Origin of the sequence: Nonomuraea sp. NPDC049028 (assembly GCF_043197735.1) — a bacterium.
Lineage (GTDB): Bacteria > Actinomycetota > Actinomycetes > Streptosporangiales > Streptosporangiaceae > Nonomuraea.
Genome location: NZ_JBICTR010000011.1, coordinates 270,092 through 286,516, shown reverse-complemented (window position 1 = coordinate 286,516; position 16,425 = coordinate 270,092). Strand labels below are relative to the sequence as shown.

The 16,425-nt window shown below is 70.0% G+C and carries 17 protein-coding genes; 14 read left to right on the top strand and 3 right to left on the bottom strand.

The genetic code is table 11. The features are described 5' to 3' along the window. The first annotated feature begins 106 nt into the window (after window positions 1–106). Genes ACGFJ2_RS40315 through ACGFJ2_RS40295 form a run of 5 tightly spaced genes read left to right on the top strand, consistent with a single transcriptional unit; the run spans window position 107 to window position 5,802 of the window. Window positions 107–1,714 (top strand): ABC transporter ATP-binding protein, encoded by a 1,608-nt coding sequence (locus ACGFJ2_RS40315; protein WP_393477554.1) that lies wholly within the window; start codon window positions 107–109, stop codon window positions 1,712–1,714. Next, a complete protein-coding gene (locus ACGFJ2_RS40310) occupies window positions 1,714–2,853 on the top strand; it encodes an ABC transporter permease (protein ID WP_357948638.1) in 1,140 nt (379 codons plus the stop codon). The genes ACGFJ2_RS40315 and ACGFJ2_RS40310 overlap by 1 nt, the downstream gene beginning before the upstream one ends. Then, window positions 2,850–4,130 (top strand): ABC transporter permease, encoded by a 1,281-nt coding sequence (locus ACGFJ2_RS40305; protein WP_357948640.1) that lies wholly within the window; start codon window positions 2,850–2,852, stop codon window positions 4,128–4,130. The genes ACGFJ2_RS40310 and ACGFJ2_RS40305 overlap by 4 nt, the downstream gene beginning before the upstream one ends. Next, window positions 4,127–4,522 (top strand): cytidine deaminase, encoded by a 396-nt coding sequence (locus ACGFJ2_RS40300; protein ID WP_357650981.1) that lies wholly within the window; start codon window positions 4,127–4,129, stop codon window positions 4,520–4,522. Before ACGFJ2_RS40305 ends, ACGFJ2_RS40300 begins: the two co-directional genes overlap by 4 nt. A 5-nt stretch (window positions 4,523–4,527) precedes the next feature. Next, a complete protein-coding gene (locus ACGFJ2_RS40295) occupies window positions 4,528–5,802 on the top strand; it encodes a thymidine phosphorylase (RefSeq protein ID WP_393477550.1) in 1,275 nt (424 codons plus the stop codon). 47 nt (window positions 5,803–5,849) lie between these two features. Here the strand turns inward: ACGFJ2_RS40295 and ACGFJ2_RS40290 are convergent, their stop codons facing one another. Further along, window positions 5,850–6,236, bottom strand: coding sequence for a MarR family transcriptional regulator (locus ACGFJ2_RS40290; RefSeq protein ID WP_357650985.1), 387 nt, complete (start codon window positions 6,234–6,236; stop codon window positions 5,850–5,852). A gap of 87 nt (window positions 6,237–6,323) precedes the next feature. On the opposite strand from ACGFJ2_RS40290, the gene ACGFJ2_RS40285 reads away from it, so the two are divergent. The 9 genes from ACGFJ2_RS40285 to ACGFJ2_RS40245 all read left to right on the top strand — a co-directional run bounded on the left by ACGFJ2_RS40285 (window position 6,324) and on the right by ACGFJ2_RS40245 (window position 13,764). Continuing rightward, window positions 6,324–7,730, top strand: a complete 1,407-nt coding sequence (locus tag ACGFJ2_RS40285) for an MFS transporter (RefSeq protein ID WP_393477548.1) — start codon at window positions 6,324–6,326, stop codon at window positions 7,728–7,730. Window positions 7,731–8,164: 434 nt separating this feature from the next. After that, the gene (locus tag ACGFJ2_RS40280) at window positions 8,165–8,575 is read left to right on the top strand and encodes a hypothetical protein (RefSeq protein WP_357948652.1); all 411 of its coding nucleotides are present in this window, start codon (window positions 8,165–8,167) and stop codon (window positions 8,573–8,575) included. A gap of 4 nt (window positions 8,576–8,579) precedes the next feature. Next, window positions 8,580–8,936, top strand: a complete 357-nt coding sequence (locus ACGFJ2_RS40275) for a cupin domain-containing protein (protein WP_357948654.1) — start codon at window positions 8,580–8,582, stop codon at window positions 8,934–8,936. 183 nt (window positions 8,937–9,119) lie between these two features. Continuing rightward, window positions 9,120–9,665 carry a hypothetical protein gene (locus ACGFJ2_RS40270; RefSeq protein ID WP_358179656.1) on the top strand — a complete coding sequence of 182 codons (546 nt, stop codon included), beginning with the start codon at window positions 9,120–9,122 and terminating at the stop codon, window positions 9,663–9,665. A gap of 72 nt (window positions 9,666–9,737) precedes the next feature. After that, on the top strand, window positions 9,738–10,811 hold the full coding sequence (locus ACGFJ2_RS40265) for an adenosine deaminase (RefSeq protein ID WP_357948660.1): 1,074 nt from the start codon (window positions 9,738–9,740) through the stop codon (window positions 10,809–10,811). Further along, window positions 10,808–11,419 (top strand): PH domain-containing protein, encoded by a 612-nt coding sequence (locus ACGFJ2_RS40260; protein WP_358179657.1) that lies wholly within the window; start codon window positions 10,808–10,810, stop codon window positions 11,417–11,419. Before ACGFJ2_RS40265 ends, ACGFJ2_RS40260 begins: the two co-directional genes overlap by 4 nt. Before the next feature lie 101 nt (window positions 11,420–11,520). Then, window positions 11,521–12,339 carry a MerR family transcriptional regulator gene (locus ACGFJ2_RS40255; RefSeq protein ID WP_393477544.1) on the top strand — a complete coding sequence of 273 codons (819 nt, stop codon included), beginning with the start codon at window positions 11,521–11,523 and terminating at the stop codon, window positions 12,337–12,339. Further along, on the top strand, window positions 12,300–13,265 hold the full coding sequence (locus ACGFJ2_RS40250; protein ID WP_393477541.1) for a sigma-70 family RNA polymerase sigma factor: 966 nt from the start codon (window positions 12,300–12,302) through the stop codon (window positions 13,263–13,265). Before ACGFJ2_RS40255 ends, ACGFJ2_RS40250 begins: the two co-directional genes overlap by 40 nt. A gap of 13 nt (window positions 13,266–13,278) precedes the next feature. Further along, entirely contained in the window at window positions 13,279–13,764 is a 486-nt protein-coding gene (locus ACGFJ2_RS40245) for a GyrI-like domain-containing protein (RefSeq protein ID WP_393477539.1), read from the top strand. A 148-nt stretch (window positions 13,765–13,912) separates the two neighbouring features. Here ACGFJ2_RS40245 and ACGFJ2_RS40240 read toward each other — a convergent pair whose 3' ends face one another. Together ACGFJ2_RS40240 and ACGFJ2_RS40235 are read right to left on the bottom strand one after the other, a co-directional pair. After that, window positions 13,913–15,547, bottom strand: a complete 1,635-nt coding sequence (locus ACGFJ2_RS40240) for a phospho-sugar mutase (protein WP_393477860.1) — start codon at window positions 15,545–15,547, stop codon at window positions 13,913–13,915. Between the two features lie 74 nt (window positions 15,548–15,621). After that, entirely contained in the window at window positions 15,622–16,425 is an 804-nt protein-coding gene (locus ACGFJ2_RS40235) for a purine-nucleoside phosphorylase (RefSeq protein ID WP_357948672.1), read from the bottom strand.

The following is a 16,425-nucleotide window of genomic DNA, read 5'->3' as shown; positions in this document are numbered from 1 at the left end:
AGGAACGTTGACCGAGGGCCCGGAGTCCAGACCGACCCCGGGCCTTCGGCCTATCCGCTCTTGGAGACACCAGTGAGCGGAGCGATTGAGGAGCGGTGAGCGATCTGTGAACGCCGACACCCTCGCCGCGGTGCAACCCGCCGTCGAGCTGGAGGGCATCACCAAACGCTTCCCCGGCGTCGTCGCCAACCATGACATCCGCATCACCGTCGAACCCGGCACGGTGCACGCGATCGTGGGGGAGAACGGCGCGGGCAAGTCCACCCTGATGAAGATCCTGTACGGCATGCAGAAGCCGGACGAGGGCACGATCAAGGTGAACGGTGTGGAAGTGGCCTTCCGCACGCCGAGCGACGCCATCAACGCGGGCATCGGCATGGTCCACCAGCACTTCATGCTGGCCGACAACTTCACCGTGCTGGAGAACATCGTCCTCGGCGCCGAGCCGAAGAAGGGCGGCCGGCTCGACTCCGCCGGGGCCCGCGCGCGCATCAGCGAGCTGGCCGCCGGTCATGGCCTGCGGGTGGACCCCGACCGGCTGGTGGAAGACCTCGGCGTCGGTGACCGGCAGCGAGTGGAGATCCTCAAGGTCCTCTACCGTGGCGCGCGCATCCTGATCCTCGACGAGCCGACCGCGGTGCTCGTACCCCAGGAGGTCGACGAGCTCTTCGACAACCTGCGCGAGCTCAAGGCCGAGGGGCTGACGGTCATCTTCATCTCCCACAAGCTCGACGAGGTGCTCAGCATCGCCGACGCGATCACCGTGATCCGGCGCGGCACCACGGTCGCCAGCGTCGACCCCGGCGAGGTCACCGCGCGGCAGCTGGCCGAGCTCATGGTCGGTAGCGAGCTGCCCACGCCCGAGACGCGCGAGTCCACGGTGACCGACGAGCCGGCGCTGACGGTGTCCGGCCTGACCATGGAGGCCGACGGCTTCCGTCCGGTGCCCAAGGGCACCTCGATCCCCCTGTACGTGGAGAAACTCCGCGCGGAGGGCCGCCGGCTGCTCCTCGACGACGTGTCGTTCGAGATCCACAAGGGCGAGATCCTGGGCATCGCCGGGGTCGAGGGCAACGGCCAGTCCGAGCTGATCGAGGCCATCATGGGCATGCGGCCCGTGCACGGCCACATCTCGCTCGACGGCGCCGACATCAGCACGTGGTCCACCCTCAAACGCCGCGAGTCGGGCATCGGCTACATCCCCGAGGATCGCCACCGCCAGGGTCTGCTGCTGGAGGCCTCGCTCTGGGAGAACCGGGTGCTCGGCCACCAGACCAGGCCGCCCGCGCGCAAGGGCATCTGGGTCAACCGGCGCTCCTCCAGGGCCGACACCGAACGCATCGTCAAGGACTACGACGTCCGCACACCGAGCGTCGACACGCTGGCGCTGGCCCTGTCGGGCGGCAACCAGCAGAAGCTGATCGTCGGGCGGGAGATGAGCGGTGAGCCGAAGTTCCTCATCGCCGCCCACCCCACCCGCGGCGTCGACGTGGGCGCGCAGGCCGCGATCTGGGACCACCTGCGTAACGCCAGGGCGGCGGGCCTGGCCGTACTCCTGATCTCGGCCGACCTCGACGAGCTCATCGGCCTGTCCGACACGCTGCGGGTGATCTACGGCGGGCGGCTCGTCGCCCGCCTCGACCCGTCCGACGTCACACCCGAGCGGTTGGGCGGCTATATGACCGGCGCCATCACCAGCACTGAGGAGACGTGATGCCCGCCGGGCTCTACCGGGCGCTACTGACCGTCGCCGGCGCCGTCGCCGCCATCATCCTGGCGATCCTGATCTCCAGCGTCGCGATCATCGCGGCGGGGGCCAGCCCCGAGGCCGCGTTCGCCGCCTTCTTCGACTTCGGCGAGACCGAGCGGGCGGTGGTCAACGGCATCACGACCATGCTCAACCGGGCCGTGCCGCTGTACATCGCGGGCCTGGCCGTGGCCGTCGGCTTCCGCATGAACCTCTTCAACATCGGCGTCGAGGGCCAATATCGCATCGCGGCCATCTGCGCCGCGTACGTCGGCTCCACGTTCGTGGCGCCCGCCTGGATCCAGATCCCGGTGATCATCGTGGTGGCGATGGTCGTGGGCGGCTTCTACGCGCTGATCCCCGCCGTGATGAAGGTGACGAGGGGGGTGAACGAGGTCATCTCCACGATCATGCTGAACTACATCGCGATCAACCTGGCCGCCTTCCTCGTCCGCGGTCCCTTCACGGGGGAGCGCGCCAAGGGCGTGCTCACCACCACGACGCCCGCGCTGCCCGAGTCGGCCTGGTTCCCCAACCTCAACGTCCTGTTCGAGATGTTCGGGCTGCCGGCGCCCCGTGGTGGCGGTCTGTGGGGCTTCCTCCTGGTGGCCGTCCTGCTGGGCATCGGGCTCTGGGTGCTGCTGGAGCGGACCCGGTTCGGCTTCGAGGTCAAGGCCAGCGGCCTCAACGCCTCGGCCGCGCTGGCCTCCGGCGTCAGCCCGAAGAAGATGGTCATCTCCGCGATGGTGCTCTCCGGCGCGATCGCCGGGCTGATCGGCATGCCGGAGATCCTCGGCGACAAGCACTCCTTCGGCTCCAACTTCACCCCGGGGCTGGGCTTCCTGGGCATCGCCGTGGCGCTGCTCGGCCGGAACCAACCCGGTGGCATCGCGATCGCGGCGCTGCTGTTCGGCTTCCTGGACCACGCGCAGGGCCCGCTGCAGTTCGCCAACGTGCCGCCGTCGGTCATCATGATCATGCAGGGCACGATCGTGCTGCTGGTGGTCATCGCCAACGAGATCACCAGCAGGATCGCGCTGCGGCGCGAGGAACGGCGGGCCGCTCAGCAGCTCGGCAGGAACACTCCCGTTGAGGTGACAGCATGACAAAGGTCAGCCGGTACCACTTGGCGCTCATCGGCGTGGCCGTGCTCATCCTGGTCATGTCGGTGGTCCGCGTCGTCTCCGGGCAGGACGACATCACCTCGTCCGGCACGTTCAACGCCGCCCTGATGCTGTCGGTGCCGATCGGCCTGGCCGGGCTCGGCGGCCTGTGGGCCGAGCGGGCGGGCGTGGTCAACATCGGCCTCGAAGGCATGATGGTGCTCGGCACCTGGTTCGCCGGCTGGGCCGGATACCAGTGGGGCTTCATGGCCGCGCTGGTCGCCGGGCTGATCGCGGGCGCGCTCGGCGGGCTGATCCACGCGGTCGCGACCGTGACGTTCGGCGTCGACCACATCATCAGCGGCGTCGCCATCAACCTGCTCGGCCCCGGCATCACCCGCTTCCTGTCCGAGGTCCTCTACGGAGAGGGCACCCGCGCGGCCGCGGCGGGCGCGGGCATCACCACCTCGCCGGCCATGTCGTCGGAGGCGCCCGAGCCCAGCCTGCCGCTGTTCTCGGCGGGCCCCGACTGGCTCGGCAGCCTGGAGCGCACCCACTGGTTCCTGATCTCCGACGTCGCGGGCATCCTGCGCGGGCTCACCCACGAGGTGAACGTACTGGTCATCCTGGCCGTGCTGCTGCTCCCGCTGACGTTCTTCGTGCTCTGGCGTACGGCGTTCGGCGTGCGGCTGCGCTCGGCGGGCGAGAACCCGTGGGCGGCCGAGTCGCTGGGCGTGAACGTCTACCTGATCAAGTACGTGGCCGTCGTCATCTCCGGCGCGTTCGCCGGGCTCGGCGGCGTGTTCCTGGTCTTCATCTCCACCAAGTACGTCGAGGGCCAGACAGCCGGCCGCGGGTTCATCGGCCTGGCCGCCATGATCTTCGGCAACTGGCGGCCCGGCGGGCTGGCCGCGGGCGCCTCGCTGTTCGGCTACGCCAGCGGCCTGCAACTGCGCAGCTCCGGGGCCGTCACGGCGTTCTTCCTGTTCGGTGCCATCCTGCTGCTCATCTACATCGGCACCAAGGTGCGCGCGCTGCTGTCGTCCGACCAGCCGGCGGAGATGGTCACCAGGGGCGCCAGGGAGTACAACCTGATCGCGGCGGCCGCCGCGGGCACGATCGTGCTGATCTGGCTGTGGCTGACCGTCGACAAGTTGCCGAACGAATTCGTCTTCATCACACCACACGTGCTCACGCTGCTCGTGCTCCTGGTGGCTTCGCAGCGACTGCGGATGCCCAAGGCCGACGGCGTGCGCTATCGCCGGGGGGAACAGCATTGAACGTCGACTGGGACGGCCTGCGCACGGAGGCCATCGAGGCCATGCACAACGCGTACGCGCCCTACTCCAAGTTTCCCGTCGGCGCGGCGGCGCTCGTTGACGACGGCCGCGTCATCACCGGCTGCAACGTCGAGAACGCCTCCTACGGCCTTGGCCTGTGCGCCGAGTGTGGCCTGGTCTCGGCGCTGCACTCCTCGGGCGGCGGCCGGCTGGTGGCCTTCACCTGCGTGGACGGCCACGGGGAGCTCCTGATGCCGTGCGGGCGCTGCCGCCAGCTGCTCTTCGAGTTCGGCGGCGAGGAGCTGCTGGTCGAGACCGTGGACGGACCGAAGCGGATGGCCGAGATCCTGCCCTACGCCTTCGGCCCCGACGACCTGTCGAGGTCCGCCTGATGTCTATGGACGTCATCGAAGTCATCGTCGCCAAGCGGGACGGTGGCGAGCTGACGGCCGCCCAGATCGACTGGGTGATCGACGCCTACACGCGCGGCGAGGTCGCCGACGAGCAGATGTCCGCGCTGGCCATGGCCATCCTGCTGAACGGCATGAACCGGCGCGAGATCGCCGGCTGGACGCAGGCGATGATCCGCTCAGGCGAGCGGATGGACTGGTCCGCGCTGGACCGGCCCACCGCCGACAAGCACTCCACCGGCGGCGTCGGCGACAAGATCACGTTGCCGCTCGCTCCGCTGGTGGCCGCCTGCGGCGCCTATGTCCCGCAGCTCTCGGGCCGCGGCCTCGGCCACACGGGCGGCACGCTGGACAAACTGGAGTCGATCCCCGGCTGGCGGGCCTCGCTGTCCAACGACGAGATGCTCTCGGTGCTCCGTTCGGCGGGCGCGGTCGTCTGCGCCGCCGGCTCGGGCCTCGCCCCGGCCGACAAGAAGCTGTACGCCCTGCGCGACGTCACGGGCACCGTCGAGTCGATCCCGCTCATCGCGTCGTCGATCATGTCGAAGAAGATCGCCGAGGGCACCGGGTCGCTGGTGCTCGACGTCAAGGTGGGTTCGGGCGCGTTCATGAAGACGCCGGAGCGGGCCCGCGAGCTGGCCGAGACGATGGTCGCGCTGGGCACCGACGCGGGCGTGCGCACGGTCGCCCTGCTCACCGCCATGGACCGCCCCCTGGGCCGCGCCGTGGGCAACGCCCTGGAGGTCGAGGAGTCGGTCGAGGTCCTGGCGGGCGGCGGGCCGCCGGACGTCGTGGAGCTGACCGTACGGCTGGCGCGGGAGATGCTGGAGGCGGCCGGGATCTCCGGTCCTGACCCGGCGCGGGCGCTGGCGGACGGCTCGGCCATGGACGCCTGGCGCCGGATGATCACCGCCCAGGGCGGCGACCCGGACGCGATCCTGCCCAGGGCGGCGGAGACCATGGTGGTCGAGTCGCCTGCCTCAGGGGTCCTGTCACGCCTGGACGCCTATGCCGTCGGGCTGGCGGCCTGGCGGTTGGGGGCGGGGCGGGCTCGTAAGGAGGATCCGGTGTCGTTCGGGGCGGGCATCATGCTGCATGCCAAGCCGGGCGACCTCGTACGTGAGGGGCAGCCTCTGATGACGCTGCACGCGGACGAGACGGGTCGCTTCGAGCGGGCCTTGGCGGCACTGCAGGGCGGCTACGAGGTCGGGACGGGGAGCGCCGAGGTGCTGCCTCTGGTGCTGGACCGGATCACGGCCTAGTACACGGGCGCCGGCGGCTTCGGGCGTCGGTGCTTTGTGCCGCAGCTTCAGCGTACGAGGACGGGCGCGTCGGCGAAGATGTCGGCGAGGACGGCGCGCTGCGTCGGCAGGGCCTCCTTGTGGCGCGCTCTCCCCGCCTCGGTGATGCAGACGAAGACGCCACGGCGGTCCTGGTCGCATACCCCGCGCGAGACCAGCTGAGCCTTCTCCAGCCGCGCCACGACCCTGGACAGCGCGCTCTGGCTCAGGTGAACCTCGTCACAGAGCTCCTGGATCCGCAGCTTCTTGTCGTGATGGACGATCCGGTCCAGCACCTCGAACTCGCTCGGCCCCAGGCCGTGCTTGTCACCCAGCTCGCGTTCCAGCGAGCACATCGCCTTGGCGTGCTTCGCCAGGACGTAGTGCCAGGTCCCGACCACGAACTCCTCGTCCATGTCGCGGAGGTTACCACTTCGCTAAAACTGATGCAACGGAATTAAATGCGTTTGCATTAGATGCGGATGCATGTAGTGTACTGACCCATGTCCTCTCACTCATCCCGTTGGGGCGCGCTCGCCGTGCTCTGTGCAGTGATCTTCCTTGACGCCCTTGACGTGTCGATGGTCGGCGTGGCGCTGCCCGCCATCCAGCACGACCTGGGCCTTTCTACCTCTTCTCTGCAGTGGGTTGTCAGCGGCTACGTGCTCGGTTATGGCGGTCTTCTGTTGCTGGGCGGCAGGACCGCCGACTTGCTCGGGCGACGCAGGGTGTTCCTGGTCGCGCTGGGTGTCTTCGCCGTCGCGTCGTTGCTCGGTGGTCTGGTGGACGACGGCGCTCTGCTGATCGCGGCCAGGTTCATCAAGGGAGTGGGCGCCGCCTTCACCGCGCCGGCCGCCCTTTCGATCATCACCACCACGTTTCCCGAGGGGCCTGAGCGCAACAAGGCGCTCAGCATCTTCACCGCGTGTGGCGCCAGTGGTTACTCACTCGGGCTGGTGCTGTCCGGCCTGCTGACGGAGATCGGCTGGCGGTGGACGCTGCTGATGCCGGTGCCGGTCGCGATCATCGCGCTGATCGCCGCGCTCAGGGTGCTGCCGCGCGGCCAGGAGGAGCGGGCCGAAGGCGGCCACGACCTGATCGGCGCCGTGCTGATCACCGCCTCGATGCTGCTGCTCGTCTTCACCGTCGTCCAGGCGCCCGAGGCCGGCTGGACCTCGCTGCGCACGATCGGCTCGCTGGTCGCCGTCGCCGCGCTGCTCGGCCTGTTCGTCCTCGCCGAACTGCGGATGAGGCACCCGCTGGTCCGGCTGGGCATCCTGCGCTCCGGCTCGCTCGTCCGGGCGAACCTGGGGCTGCTCATCCTGATGGGCTCCTACGTGGCCTTCCAGTTCGTGGCCATGCAGTACTTCCAGAACCTGCTCGGCTGGTCGGCCCTCGGCACCGCGCTGGCGTTCCTGCCCGCCGGGGTGCTCGTCGCGATCACCTCGACCAAGATGGGCGACTTCGCCGACAGGTTCGGCACTACCAAGCTGACCATCATCGGCGCGGCGGCGCTGGCCGGTGGCTACGCGATGTTCCTGGGCATCGACGAGCACCCCAGCCTGGGCGGTCTGGTCATTCCCGGCATGCTGCTGCTGGGAATCGCGTTCGCGCTGTCCTTCGCGCCGCTGAACATCCAGGCCACGAACGGCGTGCACGACGACGAGCAGGGGCTGGCCTCCGGGCTGCTCAACACCTCCGGCCAGGTGGGCGGCGCGATCGTGCTCGCCGTGGTCTCGGCGGTGCTCACCTCCAACGGCACCACTCTGTCGATCGAGTCGCTCCGCTCGGCGATCGTGGTGTCGCTGGTGCTGGCGCTGGTCGGGGTGGCGATCTCGGCCACCGGGCTGCGTGTGCGCAAGCCGGTGGCGGCCCCGCAGGAAGAGGCGAAGGTGTACGAGACGGTCTGACGACCTAGACGTCCGATTCGTTGAGAAGGCCCCGCGTACCGCGCGGGGCCTTCTCGCTCTTTGCGCTCCCCACGCGTCGGCTATGGGTGGCCCATGTTCGTGCCACTCGCGCGCCGCGCCGCTTGTGATCCTCTGAACTGGGGAATCAATCTGCTATGCGCCCGCCACCCGCGCTCGGGCATCCGTCGCGACGCCGCCCGGCCCACGCCGCCGCTCTGGCCTGTCTCCTCGTACTGACCGCGTGCGGTACGGCCTCGCCAGGCGGCACTGGGAGCGGCGCGACCACGAGCGCGTCAGCCGAGCCCACCGCCCCACCGAGGGTCGCTACCCCATCGACGTCACGCGGTCGGACGTCCACGTCCACGTCCACCTCCTCGTCCTCCATCTCTGTCGACACGGGCACGCGGAAGGCGGCGCCGACGAGCACGGTCGAGGTGGATGTACAGCACAACATCGGCGACCCGGCGGTCGTGCAGAACGTCCGCTACGCCGCCCACGACACCTACGACCGCGTGGTGATCGACATCAAGGGCTCCATGCCCGGCTACAACGTCAAATGGGTAGACAAACTGCTGCAGGACGGCTCGGGCGAGGAGTTCGACCTGCCCGGTGGCGCGTACCTCCAGCTGATCCTCGCGCCCGCCGACGCCCACGACGCCAAGGGCAGGCCCACCTGGAAGGGCGGGCCCATCTTCCCGGCCAACCTCGGCAACGTGACGCATGTGGTCAAGACCGGTGACTTCGAGGGCCGCGTCGGTGTCGGCCTCGTGCTCAACCATCAGGCGGCGTTCGAGCTGAAGGAGCAGTCCGATCCCGACCGGCTGGTCATCGACGTGGCACACTGACCTGGTGGTTAGAAAGATCGAAGCGGCTACCCGCATCCCGGTGCCCGGCGGCAAGCTCATCGACGAGCACGTAGGCCGCGTCAACAGCGGCGACGAGGCGATCTCCATCGCCCACATGGTCGCCCCGCCCGGCTGGGACGAGCCCGCACAAACGCCCTCGTTCACCGAATACACCGTCGTCCTGCGCGGCACGCTCCTGGTGGAACACGCCGACGGCACGACCGAGGTCACGGCGGGCCAGTCCATCGTCACGGACCCGGGCGAGAAGATCCGCTACAGCACCGGCCCGGACGGCGCCGAGTACATCGCCGTCTGCCTGCCCGCCTTCTCCCCGGACGGGGCCAACCGCGCCGAGGATTGACGGTTTCCGTATTCCCAGGCACTGGAAGTCGTCCTCCACGCCATATCTGACCGCCTCCCAGAGGAGCGCGTGGCAAGCGTTGATCAAGAGGGATGTAAGCCGATGCCTCTATTAATGGGCTGAAAGAACGCAATACGGGAGGCACCGGCCGCCGGGGCGCCCAAGTGATCTGGAGGCTCCGCCATGACACGTCCGACCGCCGCTCGCGCGTACGTGCTCGGCTTAGCCATCGCCGCTGTGCTGCTCGCCGGATGTAGACCCCAGGCGGAAACGGCCAGAAGCGGCGGAACCAAGACGGCGAGCGGCTGCTCGCTCACCGTGGAAGAGCTCTCCAAAGCCACGGGGCTGAGCTGGGAGCTGAAGGAGAAGAGGGACGACCACCCGCTGGAGACCCTCGAATCGGTCAAGGCGAGCGTGTGTCTCTACACGGCGGCGGACGCTCCGCAGGCGGGGTCGGATCCGCTGGTGCTGAGGACCGACACCGTCGGCGGGAAGGACGTCGCCGCCGTTCGCCAGGAATTCACCGAGTCGTGCACCGGGTACGACGGCAAGGTGCGCGAATCGTCGGCCGCTGACGGCGCGATCGTGTGCGACCGTGACGGCGCCGTGGCGGAGGGACTGGTGGAGAGCGTTGACCGGCTGGTGAGCGTCTATTTCGTGAACGCCGACAAGACCACCGCCATCAAGCTCACCAAGAAGTTCGACGCGATCCTCAAAGCCGTGGGGTGAGCGGCGACACGGGCCGATGTCGGCCCAGTTGGAGCCGGGAGTTCGTCGGCGGAAGACGCATATCATGGGCGGATGAGGCCCACGCTTGACGAGATCCAACGGGCGCCCAAGGTGCTGCTGCATGACCACCTCGACGGCGGCCTGCGGGCCGAGACCATCGTCGGGCTGGCTCGCGACTCCGGCTACGGCGAACTGCCCACGACCGACGCCGACAACCTTCGCGAGTGGTTCGAGGAGGCGGCCGATTCAGGCTCGCTCGAACGCTACCTGGAGACCTTCCAGCACACCGTCGGCGTCATGCAGACGCGCGAGGCACTGACCCGCGTCGCCGCCGAGTGCGCGGAGGATCTGGCGGCCGACGGGGTCGTCTACGCCGAGGTGCGCTTCGCGCCCGAGCAGCACACCACCACGGGGCTCAGCCTCGATCAGGTGGTCGAGGCGGTGCTGGACGGGTTCCGGCAGGGCTCCGAGGGGCGCGGGATCAAGGTCGGCACGCTGCTGACCGCGATGCGGCATCAGGCGCGGTCGATGGAGATCGCCGAGCTGGCCGTACGATATCGGGACGGCGGGGTGGTGGGGTTCGACATCGCCGGGGCCGAGGCCGGCTACCCGCCCACCAGGCACCTCGACGCGTTCGAATACCTGCAGCGGGAGAACGCGCACTTCACCATCCACGCGGGCGAGGGCTTCGGGCTGCCGTCGATCTGGCAGGCCATCCAGTGGTGCGGCGCCGATCGGCTCGGCCACGGGGTGCGGATCATCGACGACATCTCGGTGTCGGAGGACGGCTCGGCCAAGCTGGGCCGACTGGCCGCCTACGTCCGCGACAAGCGCATCCCCCTGGAGATGTGCCCCACCTCCAACCTGCAGACCGGAGCCGCCGACTCCATCGCCGACCACCCGATCGGGCTGCTGCGCCGCCTGCATTTCAGGGTGACGGTCAACACCGACAACCGGCTGATGAGCCGCACCAACGTGTCGCTGGAGTTCGACAAGCTGGTGGAGGCGTTCGGCTACGGCTGGGATGATCTGCAGTGGTTCACGGTCAATGCGATGAAGTCGGCGTTCATCCCGTTCGATGAGCGGCTGGCGCTGATCAACGGTGTGATCAAGCCCGGATTCGCGCGGATGAAGTGGCAGCCGTGAAAGAGACCTACCGGTCCAAGACCGCCTTCGTGCTCGGCTGGGTGTGGCTGGCGTTCGTCGCCTTCAACATCTGGGATCTGACCGCCCGCTACAACGGCAAGCCCTCGCTGGTGGCGGGCGCCGTGCTGGGCGCGCTCACCGCTGTGGTCTACCTGGTCGCGCTCCGCCCCGCGACCGTGGTGACCGAGGAGGGGCTGGTGGGGCGCAACCCGCTCCGCTCGACGTTCGTGCCGTGGGCGTCGGTGAACGACGTGGTGGTCTCCCACACCATCAACGTCCGCTACGGCGCCGAGCAGGTGTTGCGGCTGTGGACGCCGATGAGCACGGCGCGCGAGCGGGCCAGGGCGCAGCGCCGGGCCACGCCGAGGCAGGAACGCGGTCGCTTCAAGACCGAGCCCACGCTGAGCAAGGCGGAGCAGGCGGCCGCGGAGGCGTTCGCCGGGAAGACGCACGCCGACTGGGTGGGGCAGCAGATCACCGAACGGGCGGAGTCGGCCAGGCGCCGCGATGCGGAGGCCCCGCCCGCGCGCGCCAGCTGGGCGATCGACTCGTTCGCGGTGCTCGCCGCGGCGATCGCGCTCGTGGTGATGGCGGTCGTGATCGGCTAACGGTGGTGATCGGCTGACCCGGTCGAGCCACGGTCGTGCTGGGCTGACCGGCCGAGGTTGTTGACCCTGACACCGTGTCAGGCCCTACACCTGGAGGGGTCATGTTCAGTATCGGAGACTTCGCCAGGCTCGGGCTCGTGTCCGTGCGCATGCTGCGCCACTACGACGCGATCGGGCTGCTGCGCCCCGCGCACGTGGACCCCGTCACCGGCTATCGCTCATACCAGGCGGCGCAGCTGTCCAGGCTCAACCGCATCGTCGCGATCAAGGACCTCGGCTTCACGCTGGAGCAGGTCAGGGCGATCCTCGATGACAAGGTCAGCACGGAAGAACTGCACGGCATGGTACGCCTGCGCCGCGCCCAGCTGGAGGCGCGGATCAGCGCCGACCTGGCCAGGCTGCGCGGCGTCGAGGCGAGGCTCCGGACCATCGAGACGGAGGGGCACATGCACACGGACGAGGTCGTGCTCAAGGAGATCGCCGCGACCAGGGTCGCCGAACTCAGCGCGCGGGCCGCCAGCTACGAGGGCGAGGACATCGGGCCGGTCATCAAGCCGCTGTTCGTCGAGCTATGCGGGCGGCTGGAGTCGGCGCGGGTGACCATAGCGGGTCCCGGTATCGCGTACTACATCCCCGAAGACGACGGCGCGGTGATGGTGCACGTCGCGTTCCCCTTCACGGCGGAAGAGAAGGACGAGTACGACGTCCAGTTCGTCACTCTGCCGCGCATCGAGACGGCGGCGACGATCATCCATCATGGCCCGATGGAGGAGGTGGGCCCGACCTTCCAGGCGCTGGCGCACTGGATCGAGGCGAACGGCTACCGGTCCAGCGGCCTGGCCAGGGAGATCTCCCTGCACTGCCCGGACGACCTGGCCGAATGGGTGACGGAGCTCCAGATCGAGGTGACCCCGGTCTAGTGGAGGAGCTGGAGCGGCACCGTGCCGAGCTGACCGGTTACTGCTACCGGATGCTGGGCTCCGGGTTCGAGGCCGAGGACGCGGTGCAGGAGACGCTGGTCAAGGCATGGCGCGGCCTCGACCGCTACGACCCTGCCCGGGCGCCGCTCCGCTCGTGGCTGTTCCACATCGCCACCAACGTCTGCCTCGACATGCTGCGGGGCGCTCAGCGGCGGGCGCGGGCCATGGACCTCGGCCCCGCCGGGTCACCGGGCCCCGACCTCGGCCCGCCGCTGCCCGGCCAGGCCTGGATCACGCCGATTCCCGACCGCCGGGTGCTCCCCTCCGATCCCGCCGAGCTCGCCGTCGAGAGGGAGACGGTACGCCTGGCGTTCGTGGCCGCGCTGCAGCACCTCCCACCACGGCAGCGGGCGGTGCTGATCCTGCGCGACGTGCTGCGCTGGAGCGCGGCCGAGGTGGCGGAGCTGCTGGAGGGCAGCGTCGCCTCGGTCAACAGCGCTTTGCAGCGGGCCAGGGCGACGCTTTCCGAGGTGCCTGCCGGTGGCGGCGAGGTGGACCAGCGGTTGCTGGCCCGGTACGTGGACGCGTTCGAGCGGTATGACGTGTCGGGGCTCGTCGCGCTGCTCCATGAGGACGCCACGATGTCGATGCCGCCGTTCGCGTGGTGGCTGCGGGGCAGAGAGGACATCCGCAAGGCCATGCTCGCGGCGGACGCGCCCTGCGGCGGCTCCCGCCTGGTCCCGGCGGGCACGGCCAACGGCTCTCCGGCGTTCGGGCAGTACCTGAAGGGCGAGCCGTTCGCGCTGCTGGTCGTCGAGGTCTCTGGAGACCGGGTCAGCGGGACGACCACGTATCTGGACCCGCGGTTGTTCCCGCTCTTCGGCCTGCCGATGAGTTTCGCGGGCCCGCCTCGTATAGGTGAGTGAAGGAGGGCAAACAATGCCGAACATCATTGACCATCCCGACCGCCCCTACGTGGGGGTCCGCGGGACCATCAGCATGACCACCTTCGGCCTGGTGGCCGACCGCATCGGTGAGCTGATCGGCTGGCTGGCCGAGCGAGGGGTGGCACCCGCCGGGGCGCCGTTCCTCAGGTACCTCGCCATCGACATGCCGGCCGACCGGCTGGAAGTCGAGGCGGGCGTGCCGGTCGCGGCCCCGGTGACCCCCGAAAGGGACATCTTCGCCGCCCACCTGCCGGCCGGGCGCTACGCGACGGTACGCCACCACGGCCACCCCGACCAGCTCAGGGGCGTCATCGAGAACCTCCTGACCTGGGGCACCGAGCAGGGCCTCAAGTGGGACATGACGCGCGACGGCGACACCGAGCTGTGGGGCTGCCGCCTGGAGCTCTACCAGACGGATCCCCGCGTCGAGCCCGACCTCAACAACTGGGACACCGACCTGGAGTTCCGCCTGACCTGACCCCCTCCGGCGCCCCCCGCTCCGGCGCCCGACGGGACGGGTGCCGGAGCGGGCGGTGCCTGGAGGGGGCGGCGCCGGAGGGTCGGTGCGTAAGGAGGCGGGTGCCTGAGAGGGCGGATGCCTGGAGGCCGAGCTCCTGAAGCGGTGCCTAGAGGCCGAGTGCGGCGCCGACGTCCGCCTTCAGGGCGTCGAGCTCCCGTACGGCCAGCGCTCGGGCATCCGCCACCGGACCGGTCACCGGAACGACCACCTCCAGGTAGCACTTGAGCTTGGGCTCGGTCCCCGAAGGCCGGACCACCACTCGGGCGCCACCGGACAGCGCGTACCTCAGCCCGTCGGTGGGCGGCAGCCCGCCGTCACCCAGGCTCAGGTCGTCAGCCCGTTCGACCGCCCGGCCGCCCAGCGCGGCCGGGGGGTCGGCGCGCAGCCGGGCCATCGCGCCGGAGATGAGCGACAGGTCCTCGACCCGGACGGACAGCTGCGCGGTGGCGTGCAGCCCGTAGCGCCGGGCCTGGTCGTCGAGCAGGTCGAGCAGGGTCCGCCCGGCGCGCTTGGCCGCCGCGGCCATGCCGGCCACGGTCAGGGCGGCGCCGATGCCGTCCTTGTCGTGTACGGGCAGCCCGGCGTCGGAGCCGACGCTGTAGCCGATCGCCTCCTCGTAGCCGAAGACCAGCCCGGGACCCGCCTTGATGATCCACTTGAAGCCGGTCAGCGTCTCCCCGTAGCGGACACCGTGAGCGGCGGCGATCTTGCTCACCAGCGTCGAGGAGACGATCGTGGTGGCCACCAGGCGATCGCCGGACGTGTGCGTGATCACGTGCTCGGCCAGCAGGCCGCCCACCTCGTCGCCGGTCAGCATGCGCCAGGAGCCGTCGCCCAGCGGCACGGCCACGGCGCATCGGTCGGCGTCGGGGTCGTTCGCCAGGACGAGATCGGCGTTGATCTTCTTGGCCAGCGCCACGGCCAGGTCGATCGCGCCGGGTTCCTCCGGGTTGGGGAACGCCACCGTCGGGAAGGCGGGGTCGGGGTTGCGCTGCTCCTCGACGGCCATCGGGGTCTCGAACCCGGCGGCCAGGAACGCCCCGGTCAGCGTGCCCGACCCGACGCCGTGCAGCGGCGTGTAGGCGATCCGCAGCTCGCGGGCGTCGCCGAGCGGCAGCGCGGTCACCGCGTCGATGTAGTCGTCGATGATGCTCTCGCCCAGCTCGGTCAGCGTGCCGGGCGCGTCGAGCGGCAACTGGTCGACGCGGCCCACCGCCTCGATGGCGGCGGAGATCTCGGCGTCGATCGGCGGCACGATCTGGGAGCCGTCGCCCCAGTAGACCTTGTAGCCGTTGTCGCGGGGCGGGTTGTGGCTGGCGGTGACCATCACACCGGCGTCGGCGCCGAGGTGGCGTACGGCGAAGGCGAGGATGGGAGTCGGCAGCGGGCAGGGCAGTAGCGAGGCGTGCAGTCCGGCGCCGGTCAGCACGGCCGCGGTGTCGCGAGCGAACACGTCGGATTTGTGGCGGGCGTCGTAGCCGATGACGACGTGCCTGCCGGGGCCGAGCACCTGGGCCAGACCGGCCGCGGCCCGCATGACGGTCACCCGGTTCATCCGGTTGGGGCCCGCGCCCAGCTCACCGCGCAGACCGGCCGTACCGAACTCGAGCCCGGCACCGAAGCGGTCGCGCAGCGCCTCGATATCGCCGGAGTCGAGCAGGGCGGACAGCTCGGCCCGGGTCTCGGGATCAGGATCCTGCGCCAGCCAGAGACGGGCCGCCGGAACCAGGTCGGCGGACACGGGGGCGTCTGCGGTCGGTTCGGCGGTCGCGGAGGCGTCGCCGGCCGCGGGGGACGAGGGTGCCGGGTCGTCGGTCACAGACGGTCCACGATCTTGGCCAGCAGGGTGCCCATGCGGGCGGCCGTCGCGCGGCCGACCTGGAGGACCTCCTCGTGGTTGAGCGGCTCGTCCGCCAGCCCCGCCCCCGGGTTGGTGACCAGGGAGACGCCCAGCACCTCGAGACCGGCCTCGCGGGCCGCGATGGCCTCCAGGACGGTGGACATGCCGATCATGTCGCCGCCCAGCGTGCGCAGCATGCGGATCTCGGCGGGCGTCTCGTAGGTGGGGCCGCGGAAGGCCACATAGACGCCCTCGGCGATGGTCGGGTCCACCTCCTGCACGAGCGCGCGCAGCCGCCGCGAGTAGACCTCGGTGAGGTCGATGAACGTGGTGCCGGTGATCGGGTTGGCCCCGGTCATGTTGATGTGGTCGCTGATCAGCACCGGGTCGCCGACCTGCTGCGTCTCGGGGCGCAGCCCGCCGGCCGCGTTGGTCAGCACGATCGTGCCGACTCCCGCGGCGGCGGCGGTGCGTACGCCGTGGACGACGGAGTCGACGCCGCGGCCCTCGTACAGATGGCTGCGACCGAGGAAGACCAGCGCGTGCCGCCCACCGGGGGTGCGCAGAACACGGATCTTGCCGCCGTGCCCGGCCACGGCCGGAGCGGAGAAGCCGGGCAGGTCGGTGAAGGGGATCTCCGTGACCGTCTCGCCGATCGCGTCCGCGGCCGGCACCCAGCCGGACCCCATGACGAGGGCGACGTCGAAGGTGTCGAGGCCGCAGGCGCTCTTCAGCGCCTCGGCGGCGGCTCTGGCCAGGGAGTAGGGGTCGTTGCTCAC

Coding starts and splice junctions, on each gene's coding strand:
- ACGFJ2_RS40310 (WP_357948638.1), top strand. CDS start 1,714: ATGCCCGCCGGGCTCTACCGGGCGCTACTGACCGTCGCCGGCGCCGTC.
- ACGFJ2_RS40305 (WP_357948640.1), top strand. CDS start 2,850: ATGACAAAGGTCAGCCGGTACCACTTGGCGCTCATCGGCGTGGCCGTG.
- ACGFJ2_RS40295 (WP_393477550.1), top strand. CDS start 4,528: ATGGACGTCATCGAAGTCATCGTCGCCAAGCGGGACGGTGGCGAGCTG.
- ACGFJ2_RS40290 (WP_357650985.1), bottom strand. CDS start 6,236: ATGGACGAGGAGTTCGTGGTCGGGACCTGGCACTACGTCCTGGCGAAG.
- ACGFJ2_RS40285 (WP_393477548.1), top strand. CDS start 6,324: ATGTCCTCTCACTCATCCCGTTGGGGCGCGCTCGCCGTGCTCTGTGCA.
- ACGFJ2_RS40270 (WP_358179656.1), top strand. CDS start 9,120: ATGACACGTCCGACCGCCGCTCGCGCGTACGTGCTCGGCTTAGCCATC.
- ACGFJ2_RS40265 (WP_357948660.1), top strand. CDS start 9,738: ATGAGGCCCACGCTTGACGAGATCCAACGGGCGCCCAAGGTGCTGCTG.
- ACGFJ2_RS40255 (WP_393477544.1), top strand. CDS start 11,521: ATGTTCAGTATCGGAGACTTCGCCAGGCTCGGGCTCGTGTCCGTGCGC.
- ACGFJ2_RS40250 (WP_393477541.1), top strand. CDS start 12,300: ATGGGTGACGGAGCTCCAGATCGAGGTGACCCCGGTCTAGTGGAGGAG.
- ACGFJ2_RS40245 (WP_393477539.1), top strand. CDS start 13,279: ATGCCGAACATCATTGACCATCCCGACCGCCCCTACGTGGGGGTCCGC.